At 67.6% G+C, this 18,505-nt stretch carries 18 protein-coding genes; 9 read left to right on the top strand and 9 right to left on the bottom strand.

Annotation, left to right across the window (positions count from 1 at the left end; translation table 11 throughout):
• Positions 1 to 3: 3 nt before the first annotated feature.
• Positions 4 to 1,059, bottom strand: coding sequence for an iron ABC transporter substrate-binding protein (locus WMN78_RS01325; protein WP_340531576.1), 1,056 nt, complete (start codon positions 1,057 to 1,059; stop codon positions 4 to 6).
• Positions 1,060 to 1,223: 164 nt separating this feature from the next.
• Positions 1,224 to 2,402, bottom strand: a complete 1,179-nt coding sequence (locus tag WMN78_RS01320; RefSeq protein ID WP_340531575.1) for a glycoside hydrolase family 76 protein — start codon at positions 2,400 to 2,402, stop codon at positions 1,224 to 1,226.
• 129 nt (positions 2,403 to 2,531) lie between these two features.
• Between WMN78_RS01320 and WMN78_RS01315 the strand changes: the two genes are divergently transcribed.
• Complete coding sequence (locus WMN78_RS01315) at positions 2,532 to 3,398, top strand: SDR family NAD(P)-dependent oxidoreductase (protein WP_340531574.1); 867 nt, start codon at positions 2,532 to 2,534, stop codon at positions 3,396 to 3,398.
• Positions 3,398 to 4,621 (top strand): acyl-CoA dehydrogenase family protein, encoded by a 1,224-nt coding sequence (locus WMN78_RS01310; RefSeq protein ID WP_340531573.1) that lies wholly within the window; start codon positions 3,398 to 3,400, stop codon positions 4,619 to 4,621. The genes WMN78_RS01315 and WMN78_RS01310 overlap by 1 nt, the downstream gene beginning before the upstream one ends.
• A 125-nt stretch (positions 4,622 to 4,746) precedes the next feature.
• On the opposite strand, the gene WMN78_RS01305 is transcribed toward WMN78_RS01310, so the two are convergent.
• Together WMN78_RS01305 and WMN78_RS01300 are read right to left on the bottom strand one after the other, a co-directional pair.
• Positions 4,747 to 5,571, bottom strand: a complete 825-nt coding sequence (locus WMN78_RS01305) for a DUF1684 domain-containing protein (RefSeq protein ID WP_340531572.1) — start codon at positions 5,569 to 5,571, stop codon at positions 4,747 to 4,749.
• A 37-nt stretch (positions 5,572 to 5,608) separates the two neighbouring features.
• Positions 5,609 to 6,220 (bottom strand): TetR/AcrR family transcriptional regulator, encoded by a 612-nt coding sequence (locus WMN78_RS01300; protein WP_340531571.1) that lies wholly within the window; start codon positions 6,218 to 6,220, stop codon positions 5,609 to 5,611.
• A 186-nt stretch (positions 6,221 to 6,406) separates the two neighbouring features.
• On the opposite strand from WMN78_RS01300, the gene WMN78_RS01295 reads away from it, so the two are divergent.
• The 4 genes from WMN78_RS01295 (at position 6,407) to WMN78_RS01280 (ending at position 10,862) form a co-directional block, all read left to right on the top strand.
• Positions 6,407 to 7,087 (top strand): NADPH-dependent F420 reductase, encoded by a 681-nt coding sequence (locus WMN78_RS01295; protein WP_340531570.1) that lies wholly within the window; start codon positions 6,407 to 6,409, stop codon positions 7,085 to 7,087.
• 15 nt (positions 7,088 to 7,102) lie between these two features.
• Positions 7,103 to 7,447, top strand: coding sequence for a hypothetical protein (locus WMN78_RS01290; protein WP_340531569.1), 345 nt, complete (start codon positions 7,103 to 7,105; stop codon positions 7,445 to 7,447).
• 115 nt (positions 7,448 to 7,562) lie between these two features.
• Positions 7,563 to 10,412, top strand: a complete 2,850-nt coding sequence (gene ppc, locus WMN78_RS01285) for a phosphoenolpyruvate carboxylase (protein ID WP_340531568.1) — start codon at positions 7,563 to 7,565, stop codon at positions 10,410 to 10,412.
• 144 nt (positions 10,413 to 10,556) lie between these two features.
• Positions 10,557 to 10,862, top strand: coding sequence for a hypothetical protein (locus WMN78_RS01280; RefSeq protein WP_340531566.1), 306 nt, complete (start codon positions 10,557 to 10,559; stop codon positions 10,860 to 10,862).
• On the opposite strand, the gene WMN78_RS01275 is transcribed toward WMN78_RS01280, so the two are convergent.
• Both WMN78_RS01275 and WMN78_RS01270 read right to left on the bottom strand, forming a co-directional pair.
• The gene (locus WMN78_RS01275; protein ID WP_317780938.1) at positions 10,859 to 11,476 is read right to left on the bottom strand and encodes a DedA family protein; all 618 of its coding nucleotides are present in this window, start codon (positions 11,474 to 11,476) and stop codon (positions 10,859 to 10,861) included. The two genes, WMN78_RS01280 and WMN78_RS01275, sit on opposite strands and share 4 nt — an antisense overlap.
• 53 nt (positions 11,477 to 11,529) lie before the next feature.
• Entirely contained in the window at positions 11,530 to 12,474 is a 945-nt protein-coding gene (locus tag WMN78_RS01270; protein ID WP_340531651.1) for an RluA family pseudouridine synthase, read from the bottom strand.
• Between the two features lie 87 nt (positions 12,475 to 12,561).
• Between WMN78_RS01270 and WMN78_RS01265 the strand changes: the two genes are divergently transcribed.
• The gene (locus WMN78_RS01265; protein ID WP_340531564.1) at positions 12,562 to 13,194 is read left to right on the top strand and encodes a helix-turn-helix domain-containing protein; all 633 of its coding nucleotides are present in this window, start codon (positions 12,562 to 12,564) and stop codon (positions 13,192 to 13,194) included.
• A complete protein-coding gene (locus WMN78_RS01260) occupies positions 13,187 to 13,879 on the top strand; it encodes an SRPBCC domain-containing protein (protein WP_340531563.1) in 693 nt (230 codons plus the stop codon). The genes WMN78_RS01265 and WMN78_RS01260 overlap by 8 nt, the downstream gene beginning before the upstream one ends.
• A gap of 115 nt (positions 13,880 to 13,994) precedes the next feature.
• On the opposite strand, the gene WMN78_RS01255 is transcribed toward WMN78_RS01260, so the two are convergent.
• On the bottom strand, positions 13,995 to 15,485 hold the full coding sequence (locus WMN78_RS01255; RefSeq protein WP_340531562.1) for a PLP-dependent aminotransferase family protein: 1,491 nt from the start codon (positions 15,483 to 15,485) through the stop codon (positions 13,995 to 13,997).
• Positions 15,486 to 15,546: 61 nt separating this feature from the next.
• Between WMN78_RS01255 and WMN78_RS01250 the strand changes: the two genes are divergently transcribed.
• Positions 15,547 to 16,203: a hypothetical protein gene (locus WMN78_RS01250; RefSeq protein WP_340531560.1), complete on the top strand. Its 657-nt coding sequence runs from the start codon at positions 15,547 to 15,549 to the stop codon at positions 16,201 to 16,203.
• Here the strand turns inward: WMN78_RS01250 and WMN78_RS01245 are convergent.
• Positions 16,158 to 17,009, bottom strand: a complete 852-nt coding sequence (locus WMN78_RS01245; protein WP_340531559.1) for an Fpg/Nei family DNA glycosylase — start codon at positions 17,007 to 17,009, stop codon at positions 16,158 to 16,160. The two genes, WMN78_RS01250 and WMN78_RS01245, sit on opposite strands and share 46 nt — an antisense overlap.
• Positions 17,002 to 18,505, bottom strand: a 1,504-nt coding sequence (locus tag WMN78_RS01240; protein ID WP_425341098.1) for an Lhr family ATP-dependent helicase, incomplete at its 5' end; no start/stop codon positions are given. The genes WMN78_RS01245 and WMN78_RS01240, both read right to left, overlap by 8 nt.

Genomic DNA, 18,505 nt, shown 5'->3' with positions numbered 1-18,505 from the left:
GGGTTACAGCAGTCCTGCCTTGGTCATCAGCTCGGTGACCTTTTCGGAGTTGAGCTTGGCCGGGTCAACGGTAGGCGCCTGGAGTTCCGTCAGCGGAACCAGCTTGTCGTTGGCCGGGACGTCGGAGGCAATTGCGTACTCGAAGGAGTTGCCCTTCTGGAGGACTTCCTGGCCCTTCTTGCCGGTGATGAACTTCAGGAAGGACTGGGCTGCCGCCGCGTTCTTGGAGGACTTCAGCACGCCGCCGCCGGAGACGGAGACGAACGCGCCCGGGTCCTGGTTCTTGAAGTAGTACGGGGTGACGTTCTTGGAGTTCTCGCCGGTCTTGGCCTGGTCGCCGTAGTAGTAGTAGTGGTAGATCAGGGCGGCGTCCACTTCGCCGGCGTTGACGGCCTTCATGGCCGTGCTGTTGCCCTTGTACGCCTTGAAGTTTTCCTTCATGCCCTTGAGCCATTCCTCGGCTGCGGCTTCGCCCTTGAGCTCAAGGAGCGCGGAAACGATCGCCTGGAAATCGGCACCGGACGGTGAAGCGGCCCACTTGCCCTTCCACTCCGGCTTGGCCAGGTCCAGCATGGACTTGGGCAGCTGGTCTTCGCTCAGCTTGGCCTTGTCGTACACCAGCACGGTGGAGCGGGCAGCGATGCCGGTCCACTTGCCCGTGGAGGGACGGTACTCTGCGGGCACCTGGTCGATGGTGGCCTTGTCCACGTCCGCGAACAGGCCGGCGTTCTCAACCTGCGCCATTGCGGGGGAGTTTTCCGTCAGGAACACGTCGGCCGGGGAGGCTGCGCCTTCCTGGATGATCTGGTTCGACATTTCGGTGTCCGAGCCCTGGCGCAAGGTGACCTTCACGCCGGTTTCCGCGGTGAAAGCGTCGATCCATTCCTTGGTGAGGCTTTCGTGCTGTGCGTTGTAAACGGTGATTTCGCCGGCATTGCTGCCGCCCGCTGCGGCGCTGCTGGTGGCGGGGGCGGAGCTTCCGGAGCCGCAGGCGGTCAGGCCGAGAGCTGCGGTGGCGGCGAGTGCGATTCCTGCCAGCGCGTTGGTTCGGATCTTCATTGGGGCTTCTTTCTGGAAAAAAGTCTTGGTGGACCGGAGTCCGCGTGAGGGGGAAGTTAGGGCATGCTCACTGCCAAAAACTGTAGGTTAGCCAAACCTAAGGAACCAAGCCGAAGCAGGCTTAAGTGATAAGGATCACATCAATTACGGAACTTTTACGTGACTTAATTGGCGGCCAGCCGGATCGCGGCGGCTGCCTCCAGCACCATCCAGGCCTGAAGCTGGGTGGAAAGTTCGACGGCGGCGCCCGCCGGATACGACCGGCTCGCCGGTGTCTCGGCGAACACCGGGAACACCAGGTGCGCGCCGTGCCGTGCCAGCGGCTCCTCCTGATCCACGGCGCGGCGGCCGTCCCAGAGTGCCTGCGCGGTCTCCGTCACCAAGGCAGCCGCAGTGGCCCTGGTCCGGTCCGGGAGGCGTTGGTCCACGGCCGCCAGCGCCAGGTAGCGCGCCAATATCCCGGTGAACAGGCCGCCGTCGCCCGTTCCATCGCAGCGGAGCACGGCCGCGGTCCTGCCCGACGCCAGGGTGGCGGGGCGCGTCAGGTTGCGGGCCACGGCATCCACCAGCGCGGCGGCCCGGTCAAGGTTGGCCGGGCCGCCCAGCTCCAGCAACGCGCCGAGGACCGGGCCCTGGTTGTAGGTGTAGATGGCGGCTTCCAGCACCACCTCGCCGTCGGCGCCGATCCGCAGGCCGTCCTGGTACATGCCCTGGACGGGGTCGAACAGCTTGGCATGGAGCCAGTCCACCAGCGCCTGTGCCCTGGCGGTGTTTCCGGTGCGGGCATAGTAGAGCGCTACGGGCGCAGTGGCGGGCGTGTTCTTGAAGTCTCGCTTCTTGCTCCAGAACGTGCCGCCGCCCAGGTCGTCCGTGGAGGCGGAATCGAACTGCAGTGTCAGGCTTTGCCGGATCCTGGCGTTGCGGCGGGCACCCGGTTTTCGCGTCTGTTCGGCCAGTTTCTCCAGCCGGAGCGTGGACAGGGCGAGCCAGGCCATGTCGTCGTAATAGTTGTTGACCACCGTCAGGAAGTTGCGCAGCCGGATGCCGGTGACCAGCTGCGAGGCCAGCCGTCCGGCGCTGGGGCGGCCCCCGCCGTCGAACCTTGAAGCCCGCGCCAGTTCCCGTCGTCCGGCGTCCACCAGGCAGTCCACGTAGTGGGCCTGCCACCAGTAGTGCCAGGGGCGCATCAGGTTTTTCAGCCGGCTGGACGGGCGTTCGATCGCCGCGATGTGCGTTCGGGGGAGGAAGAACAGCCGCTGCCCGAACATCCTGGTCACGGAGCGGGCGGCCTCGTCGGCGCGGGCGGACCAGTCCGCGGGCGCGACGGCGTCGGGGGAGGTCATGCTGCCAGCCTAGCGGGCTGTCCTGTGGTTGCGCCCGAGGGGTCTGCCCGGTGTGCGGTTTGCGCCCATTCCAGTTAACATTCATTAACTAGCGTTATGCCGGGTTCGGTTCCACATCAAGGAGGATGCATGGACATCAAAGGTACTGTCGCGCTCATTACGGGCGGAGCCTCCGGGCTTGGCGCCGCCACGGCACGGCGCCTGTTCGACGCCGGGGGTTCAGTGGTGCTGGTGGACCTGCCGTCGTCCCGGGGCGAGGCCTTCGCCGCGGAGCTGAATGCGGGCTCCGGGGCCGCGGGCGCGGTGGCCGGCGGTTCTCCGGGGGCCCCCGCCGAGGCCGGCGCGTCCGGCGGAAGGGCCGGGGCCGGCCGAACGGCCGTTTTTGTCCCTGCCGACGTGACCAGCGAAGACCAGGTGCAGGCCGCCGTCGACGCCGCCGTCGCCCTGGGGCCGCTGCGTATTGTGGTGAACTGCGCCGGCATCGCCACCCCGGGGAAGGTCCTGGGCCGCGAGGGCGTGCTGCCGTTGGACACCTTCAACCGGGTCATCCAGATCAATCTCGTGGGCACCTTCAACGTGATCCGCCTCGCCGCCGCCGCCATGGCCGCCACCGAACCCGCCGTGACCGAACTCGGCGGGCCCGAGCGCGGCGTCATCATCAACACCGCGTCCGTCGCCGCGTTCGATGGCCAGATCGGCCAGCCCGCCTACGCCGCATCCAAGGGTGCGGTGGCGGCTATGACCTTGCCGATCGCGCGTGAACTGGCCCGATCCCTGATCCGCGTGGTCACCATCGCGCCGGGCATCTTCGAAACCCCCATGATGGCCGGACTGCCGCAGGACGCCCAGGATTCGCTGGGGAAGCAGGTCCCGCATCCTTCCCGGCTGGGCAGGCCTGCCGAATACGCCAGCCTGGCCGCGCACATCGTGGACAACGCCATGCTCAACGGTGAGACCATCCGCCTCGACGGCGCCATCCGAATGGGACCGAAGTGATGCCGGCGGCGACCCCGGAGCGGGCCCCTGCCGCAAACGCGGTGGATTCCCTGCCCACGGCCGACTTCTTCGGGTTTGAGGCGCTGCTCAGCGAACGGGAACAGCGGAAGCTGGCGGAGTTGCGGGAATTCCTGGCGGCCGAGGTTGCGCCGTTCGCCACCGAGTGGTGGAACAACGCCGAGTTCCCGGCCCACATTCTGCCCAAGCTGGCTGCCCTGGAACTCAGCGCCCCTGCCCAGAGGGGCTACAGCCACCTGTTCGCGGGCCTCGTGATCGCCGAGATCACCAGGGTGGACACATCCATCGCGACGTTCTTCCTGGTGCACCACGATCTCTTTGTGGAGTCCCTTTACGGATTCGGTTCCGAGGAGCAGAAGGGCCGCCTGCTCGACGACGCCGCCAGCCTCCGCACCACCGGCGCCTTCGCGCTGACCGAACCGGAGCACGGCTCCGACGTGGCCGGTGGCATGGAAACGCGGGCGCGCCGCGTTTCCGCGGGAGCGGACGACGGCGGCGACTACTGGATCCTTAACGGAGCCAAACGCTGGATCGGCAACGGAACGTTCTGCGACTACATGCTCGTGTGGGCCCGGGACGAGGCCGACGGTGCCATCCGGGGATTCATCGTGGACGCGAACCTCCAGGGCGTCAGCCGGAGCCGGATCGAACACAAGATCGCCCTGCGCACGGTGCAGAATGCGGACATCGTTTTCCGGGACGTGCGGGTGGCGGAGGCGGACCGCTTCGCCGGCATCGAAAGCTTCGAGGACACCAACGAACTGCTGCGGGGATCGCGGATCATGGTGGCGTGGCAGGCGGTGGGCCAGCAGCTGGCGGCGTTCGACGTCGCCCGGCAGCACGCCGTCGAACGCCAGCAGTTCGGCCGTCCGCTGGCCAAATTCCAGCTCATCCAGCAGCAGCTGGTCACAATGCTGGGCAACGCCGTGGCCAGCATGGGCATGATGGTCCGGATCGCCCAGCTGCAGCAGGAAGGCAGTGCGGACATGGCGCAGGTGGCGCTGGCAAAGTCTTACACCAGCGCCCGGATGCGCGAAACCGTGGCCATGGGGCGGTCCATCCTGGGCGGGAACGGGATCGTGTCCGACTTCCGCATGGCCAAGATCTTCGCTGATGCGGAGGCCATTTACACCTACGAGGGTTCATTCGAGATCAACACGCTGATCGTGGGCCGCGCCGTCACCGGGGTATCCGCGATCGTGTAGGACCCTCGGGCGCGAACGGACACTTGCGGCCCCTGCCAGCGGGGCTTAACTGTCCGTTCGCGCATGGTCGCGGGGCTTAACTGTCCGTTCGCGCATGGTGGCGGGGCTTAACTGTCCGTTCGCGCTCAATCGGCGATCATCGGGTCCTTCTCGCCAGCCTCGATCCGGTAATCCAGGCTGTTGTTCTTCACCGGCATGGGGCAGGTTCCGTACGGGGTGAACGCGCTCGGGTAGTTGATGGCGCGGTTGAAGTCCAGGACAACTGAGCCGTCCGGCCTGGGCCGGGCTGTTGACACCTTGCGCCAGTCATCGGTGGAGTCGCCGTTGGTTTCGTCGTGGAACGTGACAGTCAGGGCGCCGAGCTTCTCCTCTTCGGCCTGCAGGTGGAACTCGTGGTCTTTGCCGGGCAGGCGGAACACCAGCTCGCCCACGGTCCGGTGCACGCCGTCCACCAGCGGGTTGGCCGTGCCGATCGGAACGTCCACCGGCTCCGGATAGGGACGGAACTCGGCATCGACCACCAGGTCCGGGCGGTAGTCAAAGGTGGGCACGCCGTCGAACTCCGTAAACACCGGCGACCGGGAATCGCGGGTGCGGATGGCGTACCTGTCCGCCCGCATGGCGAGTTCCACCACCACCTGCTTTCCGTCGTCGCCCCCAAACTGCACCCACATCAGCGATTCCTCGTCGGCCAGCACGGCCGATACGGTGCCGTCCACGGCCTCGCCCGTTTCCACCAGCGTCAGTCCATCGGATGCCGACGCGGTGAGGAACGCCGTCGTGCCGTCCGTGGACCAAAGGCCAGGGATGAGGTCGACGGCGGCGGGCCGGCTTTCCAGCCACTGGAACGACGTGAGCGTCAACCAGCCGTATTCGCCTGCCAGCGCCTTGTTGCGGTTGGCGCGGAAACGGTTCCAGCGTTCCAGCTGGGCATCAGGGGCAGTGTTCACGGGGTCCTCCAAAGCAGTAGCTGGCGTCGCGGCAACCCTACTCCGGAGTCCCTACGCTTGCAGCAATAAGCTGGGCTGCAGCGTCGCGGGCGGTCTTTGCGGCTTCCGGGTCACCGTCCAGCACGCCGCTGGCCAGGCCGCCGTCGAGGATCAGCGAGAGGCTACGGGCGAGCCGGTCCGGATGCGCGGCGCCGGCCTCGGTAGCCAACCCTTGCATCCACGCGCGCACTGCCCGCTTGTGGGCAACAGTGCGCCCATGCACCCGGGTTCCCGATGCCGATTCTGCCGCCGCATTGATGAATGCGCAGCCCCGGTAGCCGTCACGGCGGCAGGCGGAAGCGAGGGCATCGAACAGCCCTACGAGCTGCGCCGCGGGGTCCGGACCCGCCGCCTCCGCGGCAGCATGGAGCTGGCCGGTCCAGATGGCGTCGACCCTGTCCAAATAGGCGAGGATCAATTCGTCCTTGGCAGGAAAGTACTTGTAGAACGTGGCCTTGGAGATCCCGGATTCGGCGATGATGGTGTCAATGCCTGCGGCACGGAGTCCCTGCGCATAGAACAGCCTGAAGGCCGTCGCCAGGATCTTTTCCTTGGCGGGCCCGGCGGGAGTTCGGACAGCCCGCTCGGCGGAGGCGGCTGGCGTCGTCATGAGTCCATGGTACACAGACAAGTCTGTCTGCGTCCCGCCCGCTTCGGCTTGTGCGGGTCAACCGGTAATGCTTTTTTCCCAGGAACTGCTTGCGGTAGCCAGAGGTGCCTGATAGCGTCAAGCCCACCAGTAGACGAACCTGTCTACCCCGCGATCTTAACCAAAGCCATTGAGAACGAGGACGCCATGAAAATTGCTGTACTGGGAACCGGCACCGTTGGCCGGACCATGGCCGGGGCGCTGGCAGGCCTCGGCCATGAAATCGTCATCGGCACCCGCGATCCACAATCCACGCTGGCCCGGACGGAACCGGATGCCATGGGAGCTCCTCCCTTCGGTCAGTGGCTCAAGGACCACCCGCATGTCCATCTGGCTGCGTATGCCGATGTCGCGGCCGACGCCGAGTTGGTAATCAACGCCACCGAGGGTGCAGGTTCCGTCGCTGCGCTCTCCGCTGCCGGTACGGAAAATCTCGCGGGCAAGATCCTGGTGGATATCGCGAATCCGCTGGACTTCTCGCACGGCATGCCGCCCACTCTCAACCCGGTGAACACGGACAGCCTGGGTGAGCAGATCCAGCGGACGTTCCCCGAAGCCAAGGTGGTCAAGACCCTTAATACGATGAACGCAAGCCTCATGGTTGACCCCGGACGTGCGGCCGGAGGCGACCACTCCGTGTTCGTCTCGGGCAACGATTCCGAGGCCAAGCGCGAGGTGGCCACGTTGCTCAAGAGCCTTGGGCACCAGGACGTGATTGACCTGGGGGATATCACCACGGCACGCGGCGCAGAGATGCTCCTTCCCGTCTGGATCCGGCTCTGGGGCGCGCTGGGGACGGCAAACTTCAACTTCAAGATTGCACGCTAAGCAGGGGCGACGGATGTGGAGTTAGTGCTGACGGTGCTGGCCTGCCTGGCGATTATCACCGGGTTCACCCTGGCGGGGATGGCGGCACTGAAACGGGGCGGCAACCCGAAAGGAGCGACCGGCACGCTGGGCAGTGTGCTGAGCATGATCGACCCCGCCACCGGTGCACCCACGAAGCAGGAAGCTGCCGCCGCCCGGGAAGAACTGAAGCAACAGCGGCACGAATCGACCCAGTCCGGGAAAGGGGCGGACCACACTGATGCCTACGCCGGGAAGATCGTTATCCGGGCTGCGCACCCGCCGGCGGGGCACACTGAAACAGGCGCCGCTGCGGACGTCAAGGGCCCGAACACTATCTGAGACAAATTCCCACGCCGGAACCGGGCCGGGTAACATCCCATAGGAACACGTAACCCGGCTCACAGTATCCAGCGCAGTGTACGAGCCAAGTCCGAACCCTCGAAAGATAGTTTCCATGGCTGACACTGCTGTAAATCCAGGCTCCCATCTCGCAGGCACTGACCTTGCCAGCGCCGATCTGGCATCCGAACTCCGGGCGGATGTCCGGCGCGTCTCCACGCTGCTGGGCGAATCGCTGGTCCGCCAGCACGGCCCCGAACTCCTCGATCTCGTGGAACAGGTCCGCCTCCTGACCAAGGAATCCAAGGAAGCCGCCCGCGGCGGCGCCGACGCCACCGGCCCCTGGAGCTCGCACGACGTCGTTGCCCAGGTCCGCGAACTGCTCGGTTCCCTGCCCATTGACCAGGCCACCGACCTGGTCCGTGCCTTTGCGTTCTACTTCCACCTGGCCAACGCCGCCGAGCAGGTCCACCGGGTCCGCGGACTGCGGACGCGCCAGGAAAAGGACGGCTGGCTGGCCAAAGCCGTGGCGGAGATTTCCAGCCAGGCGGGTCCCTCCGTGCTGCAGGAAGTGGTCAACGAGCTGGATGTCCGCCCCATCTTCACGGCCCACCCCACGGAGGCCTCCCGCCGCTCCGTCCTGGATAAGATCCGCCGGCTTTCGGACGTCCTCGCTGTTTCCACGGAGGAAGGCACCTCCGCCCGCCGCCGCCAAGACCGCCAGCTCGCCGAAGTGATCGACCAGATGTGGCAGACGGACGAACTCCGCCAGGTCCGCCCCACCCCGGTGGATGAGGCCCGCAATGCCATCTACTACCTGAACAGCATCCTCACCGATGCCATGCCGGAAATGCTCTCGGACCTGTCCGAGCTGCTGGAGGAGCACCAGGTCACGCTGCCGTCACAGAAGGCCCCCATCCGCTTCGGCTCCTGGATCGGCGGCGACCGCGACGGCAACCCGAACGTCACCGCCGCCGTCACCCGCGAAATCCTGCAGATCCAGAACCAGCACGCCGTCCGCATCAGCATCGCCATGATCGATGAGCTCATCGCCATCCTGTCCAACTCCACGGCGCTGGCCGGGGCGGACCAGGAGCTGCTGGACTCGATCGACACGGACCTCAAGAACCTGCCGGGACTCGACCGCCGGGTCCTGGAACTCAATGCCCAGGAGCCCTACCGGCTCAAGCTCACCTGCATCAAGGCGAAGCTCCTCAACACGGCCAAGCGCGTGGCGTCCGGCTCCTCCCACGAGCCCGGCCGGGACTACACATCCACCGCAGATGTCCTCGCCGAGCTCGGGCTGCTGGAGAAATCGCTGCGGCACCACCACGCCGGCCTGGCCGCAGACGGTGCGCTCGCGCGGGTACGCCGCGCCATCGCCTCCTTCGGGCTGCACCTCGCCACGCTGGACATCCGTGAGCACGCCGACCACCACCATGACGCCGTCGGGCAGCTTATGGACCGACTGGGCGGCCCCGGCTTGCGGTACTCCGAACTCAGCCGGGCCGAGCGCCTGGAAGTGCTGGGGGCGGAACTCGGGTCCCGCCGCCCGTTGTCCGGCCATCCGATTAAGCTCGACGGCGTGGCTGACGGAACGTACGACGTCTTCCGTGAGATCCGCCGTGCCCTGAAGACGTACGGCCCGGACGTCATCGAGACGTACATCATTTCGATGACGCGCGGCGCCGACGACGTCCTGGCTGCGGCCGTGCTGGCCCGCGAGGCAGGGCTCGTCAGCCTCTTCGGCGATGCGCCGTACGCCAAGATCGGCTTTGCGCCCCTGCTGGAAACGGTGGAGGAGCTGCGGGCCTCGGCGGAGATCGTGGACCAGCTGCTGTCCGATCCGTCCTACCGGGAACTGGTCCGGCTGCGCGGCGACGTGCAGGAAATCATGCTTGGCTACTCGGACTCGAACAAGGAATCCGGCGTAATGACCAGCCAGTGGGAAATTCACAAGACCCAGCGGAAGCTGCGCGACGTCGCGGCCAAGCACGGCGTCCGGGTGCGCCTCTTCCACGGCCGCGGCGGATCCGTGGGCCGCGGCGGCGGACCCACCTATGACGCGATCATGGCCCAGCCGAACGGCGTCCTCGAAGGTGAAATCAAGTTCACCGAGCAGGGTGAAGTCATCTCGGACAAGTACTCGCTGCCGGAACTGGCACGCGAGAACCTGGAGCTTTCCCTCGCCGCCGTGATGCAGGGTTCCGCCCTGCACCGCACCCCCCGCACGTCCGAGGACCAGCGCGAGCGCTACGGCCACGTCATGGAGACCATCTCCGATGCCGCCTTCGCACGGTACCGCTCGCTCATTGACGATCCGGACCTGCCGGCGTACTTCATGGCCTCCACCCCGGTGGAACAGCTCGGCTCCCTCAACATCGGCTCGCGTCCGTCCAAGCGCCCGGACTCCGGCGCCGGGCTGGGCGGGCTGCGCGCCATCCCGTGGGTGTTCGGCTGGACCCAGTCGCGGCAGATCGTGCCGGGCTGGTTCGGCGTCGGCTCCGGGCTCAAGGCGGCCCGCGAAGCCGGCAACACGGAACAGCTCACGGAAATGATGGACCGGTGGCACTTCTTCCGCTCGGTGCTATCCAACGTGGAAATGACGCTGGCCAAGACAGACATGGATATTGCCGGTTACTACGTCTCCACTCTGGTCCCGGAAGAGCTGCACCACCTGTTCCGGGCCATCCGGGAGGAATACGAGCTCACCGTTACGGAAGTCCAGAACCTCACGGGCGAGCACGTGCTCCTCGACGCGCAGCCCACCCTCAAGCGCTCCCTGGAGATCCGCGACCAGTACCTGGACCCCATCAGCTACCTGCAGGTGGAACTGATGCGCCGCATCCGGGCCGAGGGTTCCGAGGGTGAGGGCATCTCCGGGGCGGAGATTGACGAGCGACTCCAGCGGGCCATGCTCATCACCGTCAACGGCGTAGCGGCGGGCCTGCGCAACACCGGATAAGCCCAACGCTCTCTCACTTCCTGCGGGAAAATCCCTAACGCTCTCTCACCTGTGAGAGAGCGTCAGGGAAAAACCGACGAAAGGTGAGAGAGCGTCGGGTTCGGGCTGGGGCTGACTGTTCGCGCGGACGTTAGGGTTGATCCCATGCCCTCGTTCCAGACCAGACTCAAGATCACCGGGCTGAAGCCTGGCAATGCTCCCGAAGCCGTGATGGCCGCTGCAGTCGAAGCCCTCGGAACAAGGCACCACGTGGAATCGAACCAGCTGCAGATTGCAGGCGGCGTGCCCGAGCTGAACCTCCGTTTCCTGGTGGAGCCAACGGAGTACACGGGGGAGAACAGCCAGGCGCGGGAGTCGGCCGCGATGATGCGCGACGCCGTCGAACGCGTTGCGGTGACCGGCGCACTTTTGGTGCTCCGTCGCAGCCGCGGCCGCTGGGCTCCCGTCTAGGCTGGGTCGCCGGGCTCGTCCACGGGCGACCGGCTGCCGCGGCGGCGGGTGACAACCATGCCTATCACCCCGCCGATCACCAGCCCGACGGCGACACCGATCAGCGAGCTGGCCCAGAACGGCAGCTTGGTCGCGGAACCGGTGAAATAGCCGAGCCCCGTGAGATAGGTGGCCCAGAGAACGGCGCCGAGTGCGGCGCAGAAGCTGAACGCCCGGGTGGTGACGTCGGCGATGCCGGCGGCTGCCGACGTCGCCAGCCGTCCGCCTGGGATAAACCGCACGCCGATGATGGCTCCGTAGGTGGTGGAGCGGCCCGCCTTGGCGATAGCCGCATGGATGCCGCTGTGGAATTTGCGGCCCCACCTCCAGCGGTCCAGGACGTGGCTAAGCCGGCGCTTGAAGAGCTGGAACACCACAACGTCGCCGATCCACGAAGCCAACGCGGCCAGGAGCCCCACCAGCAGGTAGTTCGCGCGGCCTTCCGCGGAGAGTGCTCCGCCCGTGATCACCACCATTTCGGACGGGACGGGCGGGAAAATGGCGTCGCCAAGGACGATGGGGATGATCCAGAAATAGATCGCGGCGCCCCAGGTGTCGGCATTGGCGAGGTCCATGGGCACAAGGTACCGCATTTTCGTGCCCGCGGATTGCCGGCCGTGAGGCAGGGCTAGGCCGGGGCCTCGCTGAGCTGGAGCCGGCTGCGGTACTCCACCGGCTGTTTGGTGATGGGGTCCACAAATCGGATCCCGCGGGCCAGGAGCTGGAGCGGCCTGGTGTAATCGTCCGGCGCCTTGTCCAGCAGGTCGGGGTAGAAGGCATCGTTCACAATCCCCAGCCCCAGCGACGCCATGTGCACCCTTAGCTGGTGGGTCTTTCCCGAGTGCGGCTCAAGCCGGTACAGCGCGCGCCGTTCCTGGGCACCCGCTGAAGTGCCGACGTCGAACGTTTTCAGCCGTTCGATGCGGGTTTCCGCATTGGGTTCGCCGTCGACGACCTCCGCCAGCAGGTAGCTGCGGGACTTGGTCATCCGGTTCCGGACCACCACGGGGAAGTCGACGGCGGGATGTCCCGCTGCCGGTTCCGCGGCGGACACGCACTCGTACTCCTTCTGGACCTGGCGCTTCTCAAACAGCACCTGGTACTTCCCCCGGGTCTCCGGATTGGTGGAGAGCAGGAGGATGCCGGCCGTCATCCGGTCCAGCCGGTGCATGGGGATCAGGTCCGGGAGGTTCAGCTGGTTCCGGAGCCGGACCAGGGCCGACTCCTGGATGTAGGTGCCGCCCGGGGTGGTGGGGAGGAAGTGGGGCTTGTCCACCACCAGGATGTGGTGGTCCTGGTGCAGGATGCTGAGCTCAACGGGCAGCCGCGTCTCCGGCGGGAGCGTGCGGTAATACCAGATGAACGTGTGGTCCTCGAGCCTGGTGCGCCGGTCCAGGGGGACGCCGCCCTCGCCCACGATCTCGCCGGCGTCGAACCGGTCCTCGATGCCCTGCGGGTCGATGTGGCCCCAGCGGTGCATCATGTAGTCCATGGCGGTGTCCCACGGACCCTCGTCCGGGAGACGCAGGCGGGTCGCGTTCACGCCGTCGCGCACGGGGAGGGGGGATTGCATCACCGGTCCATTCTACTTTGCCGGGACTACGAGCCGACGGTAAAAAAGTTCTTGACAAATAAAATTGTCGGTGGCGATACTTAAACCATGTTGGACATCGAAGTGATCGAGGACCCGGCGGCGGCGGAAGCTTCCCTGGATCCCATTCGGACCCGCATCCTCCGGGAGCTGGCGGAGCCGGGCTCGGCCACGCAGCTCGCCGCGAAAGTGGGGCTGCCGCGGCAGAAGGTGAACTACCACCTCAAGGCGCTGGAGCGGCACGGCCTGGTGGAGCTAGTCGAGGAGCGCCGCAAAGGAAACGTCACGGAGCGCGTGCTGCAGGCCACCGCGGCGTCCTACCTCATTTCGCCCGTTGCCCTGGCGTCCGTGGCACCCGATCCGCACCGGTTTGCCGACCGGTTCTCGGCTTTCTGGCTGCTCGCGCTCGCCGGACGCATGGTCCAGGAAGTGGGGAAGCTCATCGCCGGGGCGGCCGCCGCGCGGCAGAAACTCGCCACCTTCGCGATCGACGGCGAAATCACCTTCCGCACGGCCGCGGACCGCGCTGCCTTCGCCGAAGAGCTCGGCGTTGCGGTCACCCGGCTCGTGGACAAGTACCACGACGGCGGCGGGACGGCCGGGCGGAAGCACCGGCTCGTCGTCGCGCTTCACCCGGCACTCAAGGAACCACACGAAACCACCCCGCGCGGGGACAAGGAACAGGAACAGGACAATGACTGACAACCGGAAATTCGAGATTGTTTACGACACCGAGCTGCCCGGTACTCCGGAGCGGGTCTGGGAGGCCGTCACCAAGGGCACGCCCGGCTGGATGTTCCCCACGGACCAGTGGCCGGATGTGAAAACCGTCGAGGAGTACCCGCAGCACCTCGTGTCGCTGATGGAGGGGCCGGACGGCTGGTTCAACCAGTTGGAGCATGTCCTGGAGCCGCTCGAGGGCGGGCGTGCCAGGCTGCACTACGTGCACAGCGGCATCTTCGCCGACAACTGGGACGAGCAGTATGACGGCGCCAGCAAGCACACGGAGTTCTACCTCCACACCCTGGGCCAGTACCTGCAGTACTTCGACGGCCGGCCCGTGGTGTTTACGGACATCCAGGGTCCCGCGGCTTCGCAGGTGCCCGATGGCTTCGTGCGGCTGAAGAAGGCACTCGGCGTGGACGCCGCGTCGCAGGGGGACACCTTTGATGTGGAGCTCGACGGCGTGGGGCGGCTGAGCGGGCAGGTGGACTTCTCCAACGAGAACTTCCTGGGCCTGCGGACCGCCGACGCCATGTACCGCTTCTTCGGGCGCAACGTCTTTGGCGCCCCGGTGGGCATGACCGTCCACGACTTCAGCGGCAACGGGGATTCCGAAGCCACGGCCAGGGCCTGGGGCGAGTACCTCGGGAAGGTCTACGCGTAGGACCCGGCGACGCGCAAAGCGGCTGGCGACGCGCAAATTACCTGGCGCACCTGGAATACCAGGGGCGCCAGGTAATTTGCGCGTCATGGGAGGTCCCCGCGTGTCAGGGGCCGGTTCAGGCGATGGCGACGGCGGGCGTGTGCCGGAGGCTGCGCCGGAGCTGGGGCGCGGCGTCGAGCTTTTCCTGGGCCGAGCGAAGGGCGAGCACCGCTGTCTCCAGTTGCCCGGGCGGAAGCGTGAAGGGAATGCGCAGGTAGTGTTCGAAGGCCCCGCCCACGCCGAACCGGGGGCCGGCCGCCAGCCTCACTCCGAAGTCGGGTCCGATAACCGTCAGTGCGGTGCTGATCGGTGCGGGGAGCCGGCACCACACGCTCAGGCCGCCGTCGGGCCGCTCCGGCTGCCAGCCCGGGAGGACGCCGCCGATCAGGTCAAGCAGCGCAGCCCGGTTTTCGCGAAGGGCCGCCAGCCGGGCGGGAAGCGGCTCGTCGAGCGACCGGACCAGGTGTGCCGCCGCCAGCTGTTCCACCACGGCCCCGCCGAGGTCCATGGTGGTGCGGGCTGCGGAGAAGCGCTGAATCAGTGCGCTGCCTGCCCGGATCCACCCCGTGCGCAGGCCTGCCCAGTGCGACTTGCTCAGTGAGCCGATGGTGACCACCGCAGGACTGAAGGCGGCCAGCGGGGCAGTTTCCGATTCGTCGAGGTTCAACTCGCGCAGGGTTTCGTCCACCACCAGTACCGTCCCCGCGGCGGATGCGGCCTGGACCAGCCGGCGGCGCTGGGGGTCGGACATCAGCCGGCCCGTGGGGTTGTGGAAGTCGGGCACGACGTAAGCCATCTTGGGGCGCTGCTGGATCATGGCGGCTTCCATGCCGGGCACGTCCCAGCCTGGTCCGTGCGGGAGTGCAACAGGCACGGGCCTGCACCCGCTGGCCCGGATGGCGTCCAGGGCGTGCGGGTAGGTGGGGTGGTCCACGAGCACCTTGTCCTGCCGGCCGGCCAGGGTGCGGAGCACGATGTTCAGGGCGTGCTGCGCGCCGGATGTCACCAGGATCTGGTCCGCCGTGGTGGGGGCGCCGGCGGCCGTGTACCGCGCAGCGATTGCCTCGCGGAGGGGCGCAATGCCGATGGCGTCGTAACCAAAGCCCGGAAGCAGCGCCGGGAGCTCGGTCAGTGCTGCGGCGAACGCGCGGTGCACCACCTCGCCGCTGGCCGGCAGGGACGCGTAGGCCAGATCAAGCAGGCCCGGCGGCGCCGCTAGCCCCGGGGCGCCGGCCAGGGAGTTCGGACTGATCAGCTCGGTGGCTCCCGGCCCGGCAGCGCCCGCGGGCATGCGTCGGGGAATGCAGGTCCGGCCGCGGCTGCCCTGGCGGCTGCTGAGGAACCCCTGCTCCCGAAGCTCGGCATAGGCAGCCGTCACCGTGGTCCGGCTGACGCCAAGCGTGGCAGCCAGGGCCCGCTCGCTGGGCAGGGCCGTGTCCAGCGGGACGCGCCCGTCCAGGACCAGGAGGCGTACGACGTCGGCCAGCTCGCGGTACGCAGGCGCCGCACCGACGTTCCACCCGCCGAGGAGGCGTGCCAGTGCAGTGGGATTCAGGGAGCCGGACATGTAGCCAGTATCTCAAACTGGATATGGATTACAAGGCCAGTTGTCACGGAGGATGGTTCCCATGATGACCCGCAGACTCCTTCAACTGTTCACCGGCCTCGCCATGTACGGCATCTCGCTGGCCATGTTCATCCGTGCCGGCCTCGGCCTTGACCCCTGGGACGTCTTCCACCAGGGCGTGGCGGGGAAGACCGGACTCTCCATCGGAGCAGTGGTCGTCATCGTTAGCTTCCTTGTCCTGCTCCTGTGGATTCCGCTGCGGCAGTGGCCCGGGTTCGGCACCTTGTGCAACGCCGTTCTGGTAGGTGTTTTCGCCGACGTCGGGCTGGCGCTAATCCCGGAGTTCTCCCATCTGGGGGGCCAGATCGGCATGCTGGCCGGGGCGGTGCTGCTGAACGGGATTGCGTCGGCCTGCTACATCGGCGCGAGGTTCGGCCCTGGCGCCCGCGACGGACTGATGACCGGGCTGGCTCGCCGGACCGGGTGGTCGGTGCGGACGTCCCGGACCGGAATCGAGATCGTGGTCCTGGCCGCGGGCTGGCTGCTCGGTGGATCGGTGGGCGTGGGCACCGTGGTCTATGCCCTGGCCATCGGACCGCTGGTGCAGCTGCTGTTGCCGTGGTTCACCGTGCCGGAGTCCGGCCGCCCGCCGACACCCGCATCAGGGGCGGATCAGGCGGTTCCGGCCGGCAGTGGCTGGCAGGTGGGGCAGAAGTAGATGTCCCGTTCCTCTGTGCCGGTCCCTGTCCGGGCGCCTTTGGCCAGGACGCCCCGGCGGATGGGCGTACCGCATTTGAGGCATGGCTGGTGCTCGCGCCTGTATACCCAGTATCCAGGCCTGCCGGCCATCCGGCCGACGGGCATTCCGCGGGGGTTGAGCACGGTGGTCCGCCGGCCCGGCCCCAGGTTGGCCTCCAGCAACTGCTTGGCAGTGGCCAACATGGCGGGCAGGTCTGTCACGGCGGAGACGGGCGCCGCGGGATGGATGCCGGACAGGAAACAGGCCTCGCAGCGGTAGATGTTGCCGATGCCGGCGAGGTTGCGCTGGTCCAGCAGGGCCACGCCGATGGGGACGTCCGGCGCCGCACGCAGCCGCCGCTCCGCCTCCGCCATGTCCCAGTCCGGCCCCAGGAGATCCGGCCCCAGACGGCCGACGATGGAATCCTCGTTAGCGGTGCGGACCACTTCGAGGATGCCGAGGGAGAACCCGACGGCGTCGGCCGTGGCCGTGCGCAGGACGCACCGGGCAGTGAAACCCGGTTTCCGCCAGCGGCCGCCGGGCGGGTAGACCTGCCAGGTCCCTTCCATCTTCAGGTGGGAGTGGATGGTCAGCTGTTCGTCCGCCGGGCCTCGGAGCCGCATGAGGAGGTGCTTGCCGCGCGGGACCACTTCGTCCACGGTCCAGCCCTCCAGCTTGAGGGTGGCGAACCGGGGCACCCGGAAGTCGGAGGCGGTGAGCTGGTGCCCGGCCAGGGCGGCGTGCAGTTGCGCGGCCGCCCGCCAGACGGAATCGCCTTCAGGCACGGATTCTCAGTCCTTTCGGAGTCGAGTATGCGCCGGCGTGGGTCAGGGCGGCGGCTGCGGGAGTGTCCAGGATGCCGTGGCCGTTGACCTTCTCCATGATGAGCTTGTCCACGGCGCCGCGTTTGACCACCCCCACCAGGGCTGCTGCGGCGGCGGCCAGCACCTCCGGGTCGTCGTCAAAGGCGAGCAGTGTCTTGCCGCCGCGTTCGACGTAGAGGGTCAAGGCGCCGTCGACCATCACCACCAGGGCTCCGGCCTTCCTGCCGGGCCGGTGGCCGCTGCCGGCTTCGACGCTGAGCGCGGGCCAGGGCAGCGCGGCGCCGTAAGGGTTGGCGGGGTCGGTGGCGGCAAGCGCCAGGGCCAAGGGCTCAGGCTTCGCCAGCTGGGAGTCCTCCGAATAGGACCGCAGCCGGTCCACCGTGGCCGGAACGGCAAACTGGGCGGCACCGAGATGTTCAATGAAGTAACCCCGGCGGCAGCGCCCGGCCTCTTCCAGCCTGGCCAGGACCTTGTACATCAGGCCGAAGCCGCCCAGGATGTTCTCCGCCATGACCGAGCCGCGGGTGACCACCCCGTACCGGTCCAGCAGCAGCTCTGCCGTGGCGCGGGCGTGGATGGTCGGGTCCAGTTCCGGCGACGGCAGTGCAGACCACCGGCCGGCCGCCAGCGGCGGGGTGGGAGCAGCGCCGGTGGCCGAGCCGTAGCGTCCGCCGGTCAGCCCGGCAGATCCCAGCAGGCCTGTTCCGTGGGCGCGTCCCAGTCTGCTCATGCGGGGTGCGCGTGCCCGCGGCGCCCGGGCAACTTGCCGGTGCGCTGTGTGTCCGCCGGCGATCATGGCCCGGACCGGAGCGAAAGTATCTCCGGTGATGCGGCCCGCCCACGCCAGGTCCCAGAGCGCCGACACCACATCCTGGTCGCTCAGGACGGAGTCCATGCCGCCCGCAATGTCCGTCAACTGGCGGAAGAAGTAGCCGCCGCCGTTGTTCTGCAGGTGCTCCAGGAGCCGTTGCTGCGCGTCCCCCGGCTGGTAGTCCGCTGCAGGGTTCAGCGTGAGGTCGGCCGAGTCCGCGAGATGCAGGCTCACCCAGCCGTCATTGCCCGGGAGGGCGCCGGCGCCGGACCAGAGAACCTCGCCGGCAGCCATCAGCTCATCCAGCATGGCGGGCTGGTAGTCGCTGACGCGGCTGGCGAGGACGAGGGGCTCCCACGCTGACGCGGGAACAGGCACGCCGGAGAGCTGGTCGACGGCCGTGATGATGCCGTCCAGCCCGCGCAGGGCGGACTGGCCCCGGCCGCGTCCGGGCAGCCGGACATTCTGCCAGGCCGGGAGGAACCGTCCGTAGGCGGCCCCATCCACCGGCTCCACTTCGGCCCGCAGCGCCGCCAGCGACCGGCGGCGGAGCTTCCGCAGGACCTCGGCGTCGCACCATTCACTGGTGCCGGCGAGGGCCGTGACCGAAACCGCAGGCAGTGCGTGGGGCTCTGCGGCGCCCGGT

This window comes from Arthrobacter oryzae, from assembly GCF_037911235.1.
In the GTDB taxonomy this organism is placed as follows: Bacteria; Actinomycetota; Actinomycetes; order Actinomycetales; family Micrococcaceae; genus Arthrobacter; species Arthrobacter oryzae_E.
This window is presented reverse-complemented; position numbering and strand designations above follow the sequence as displayed.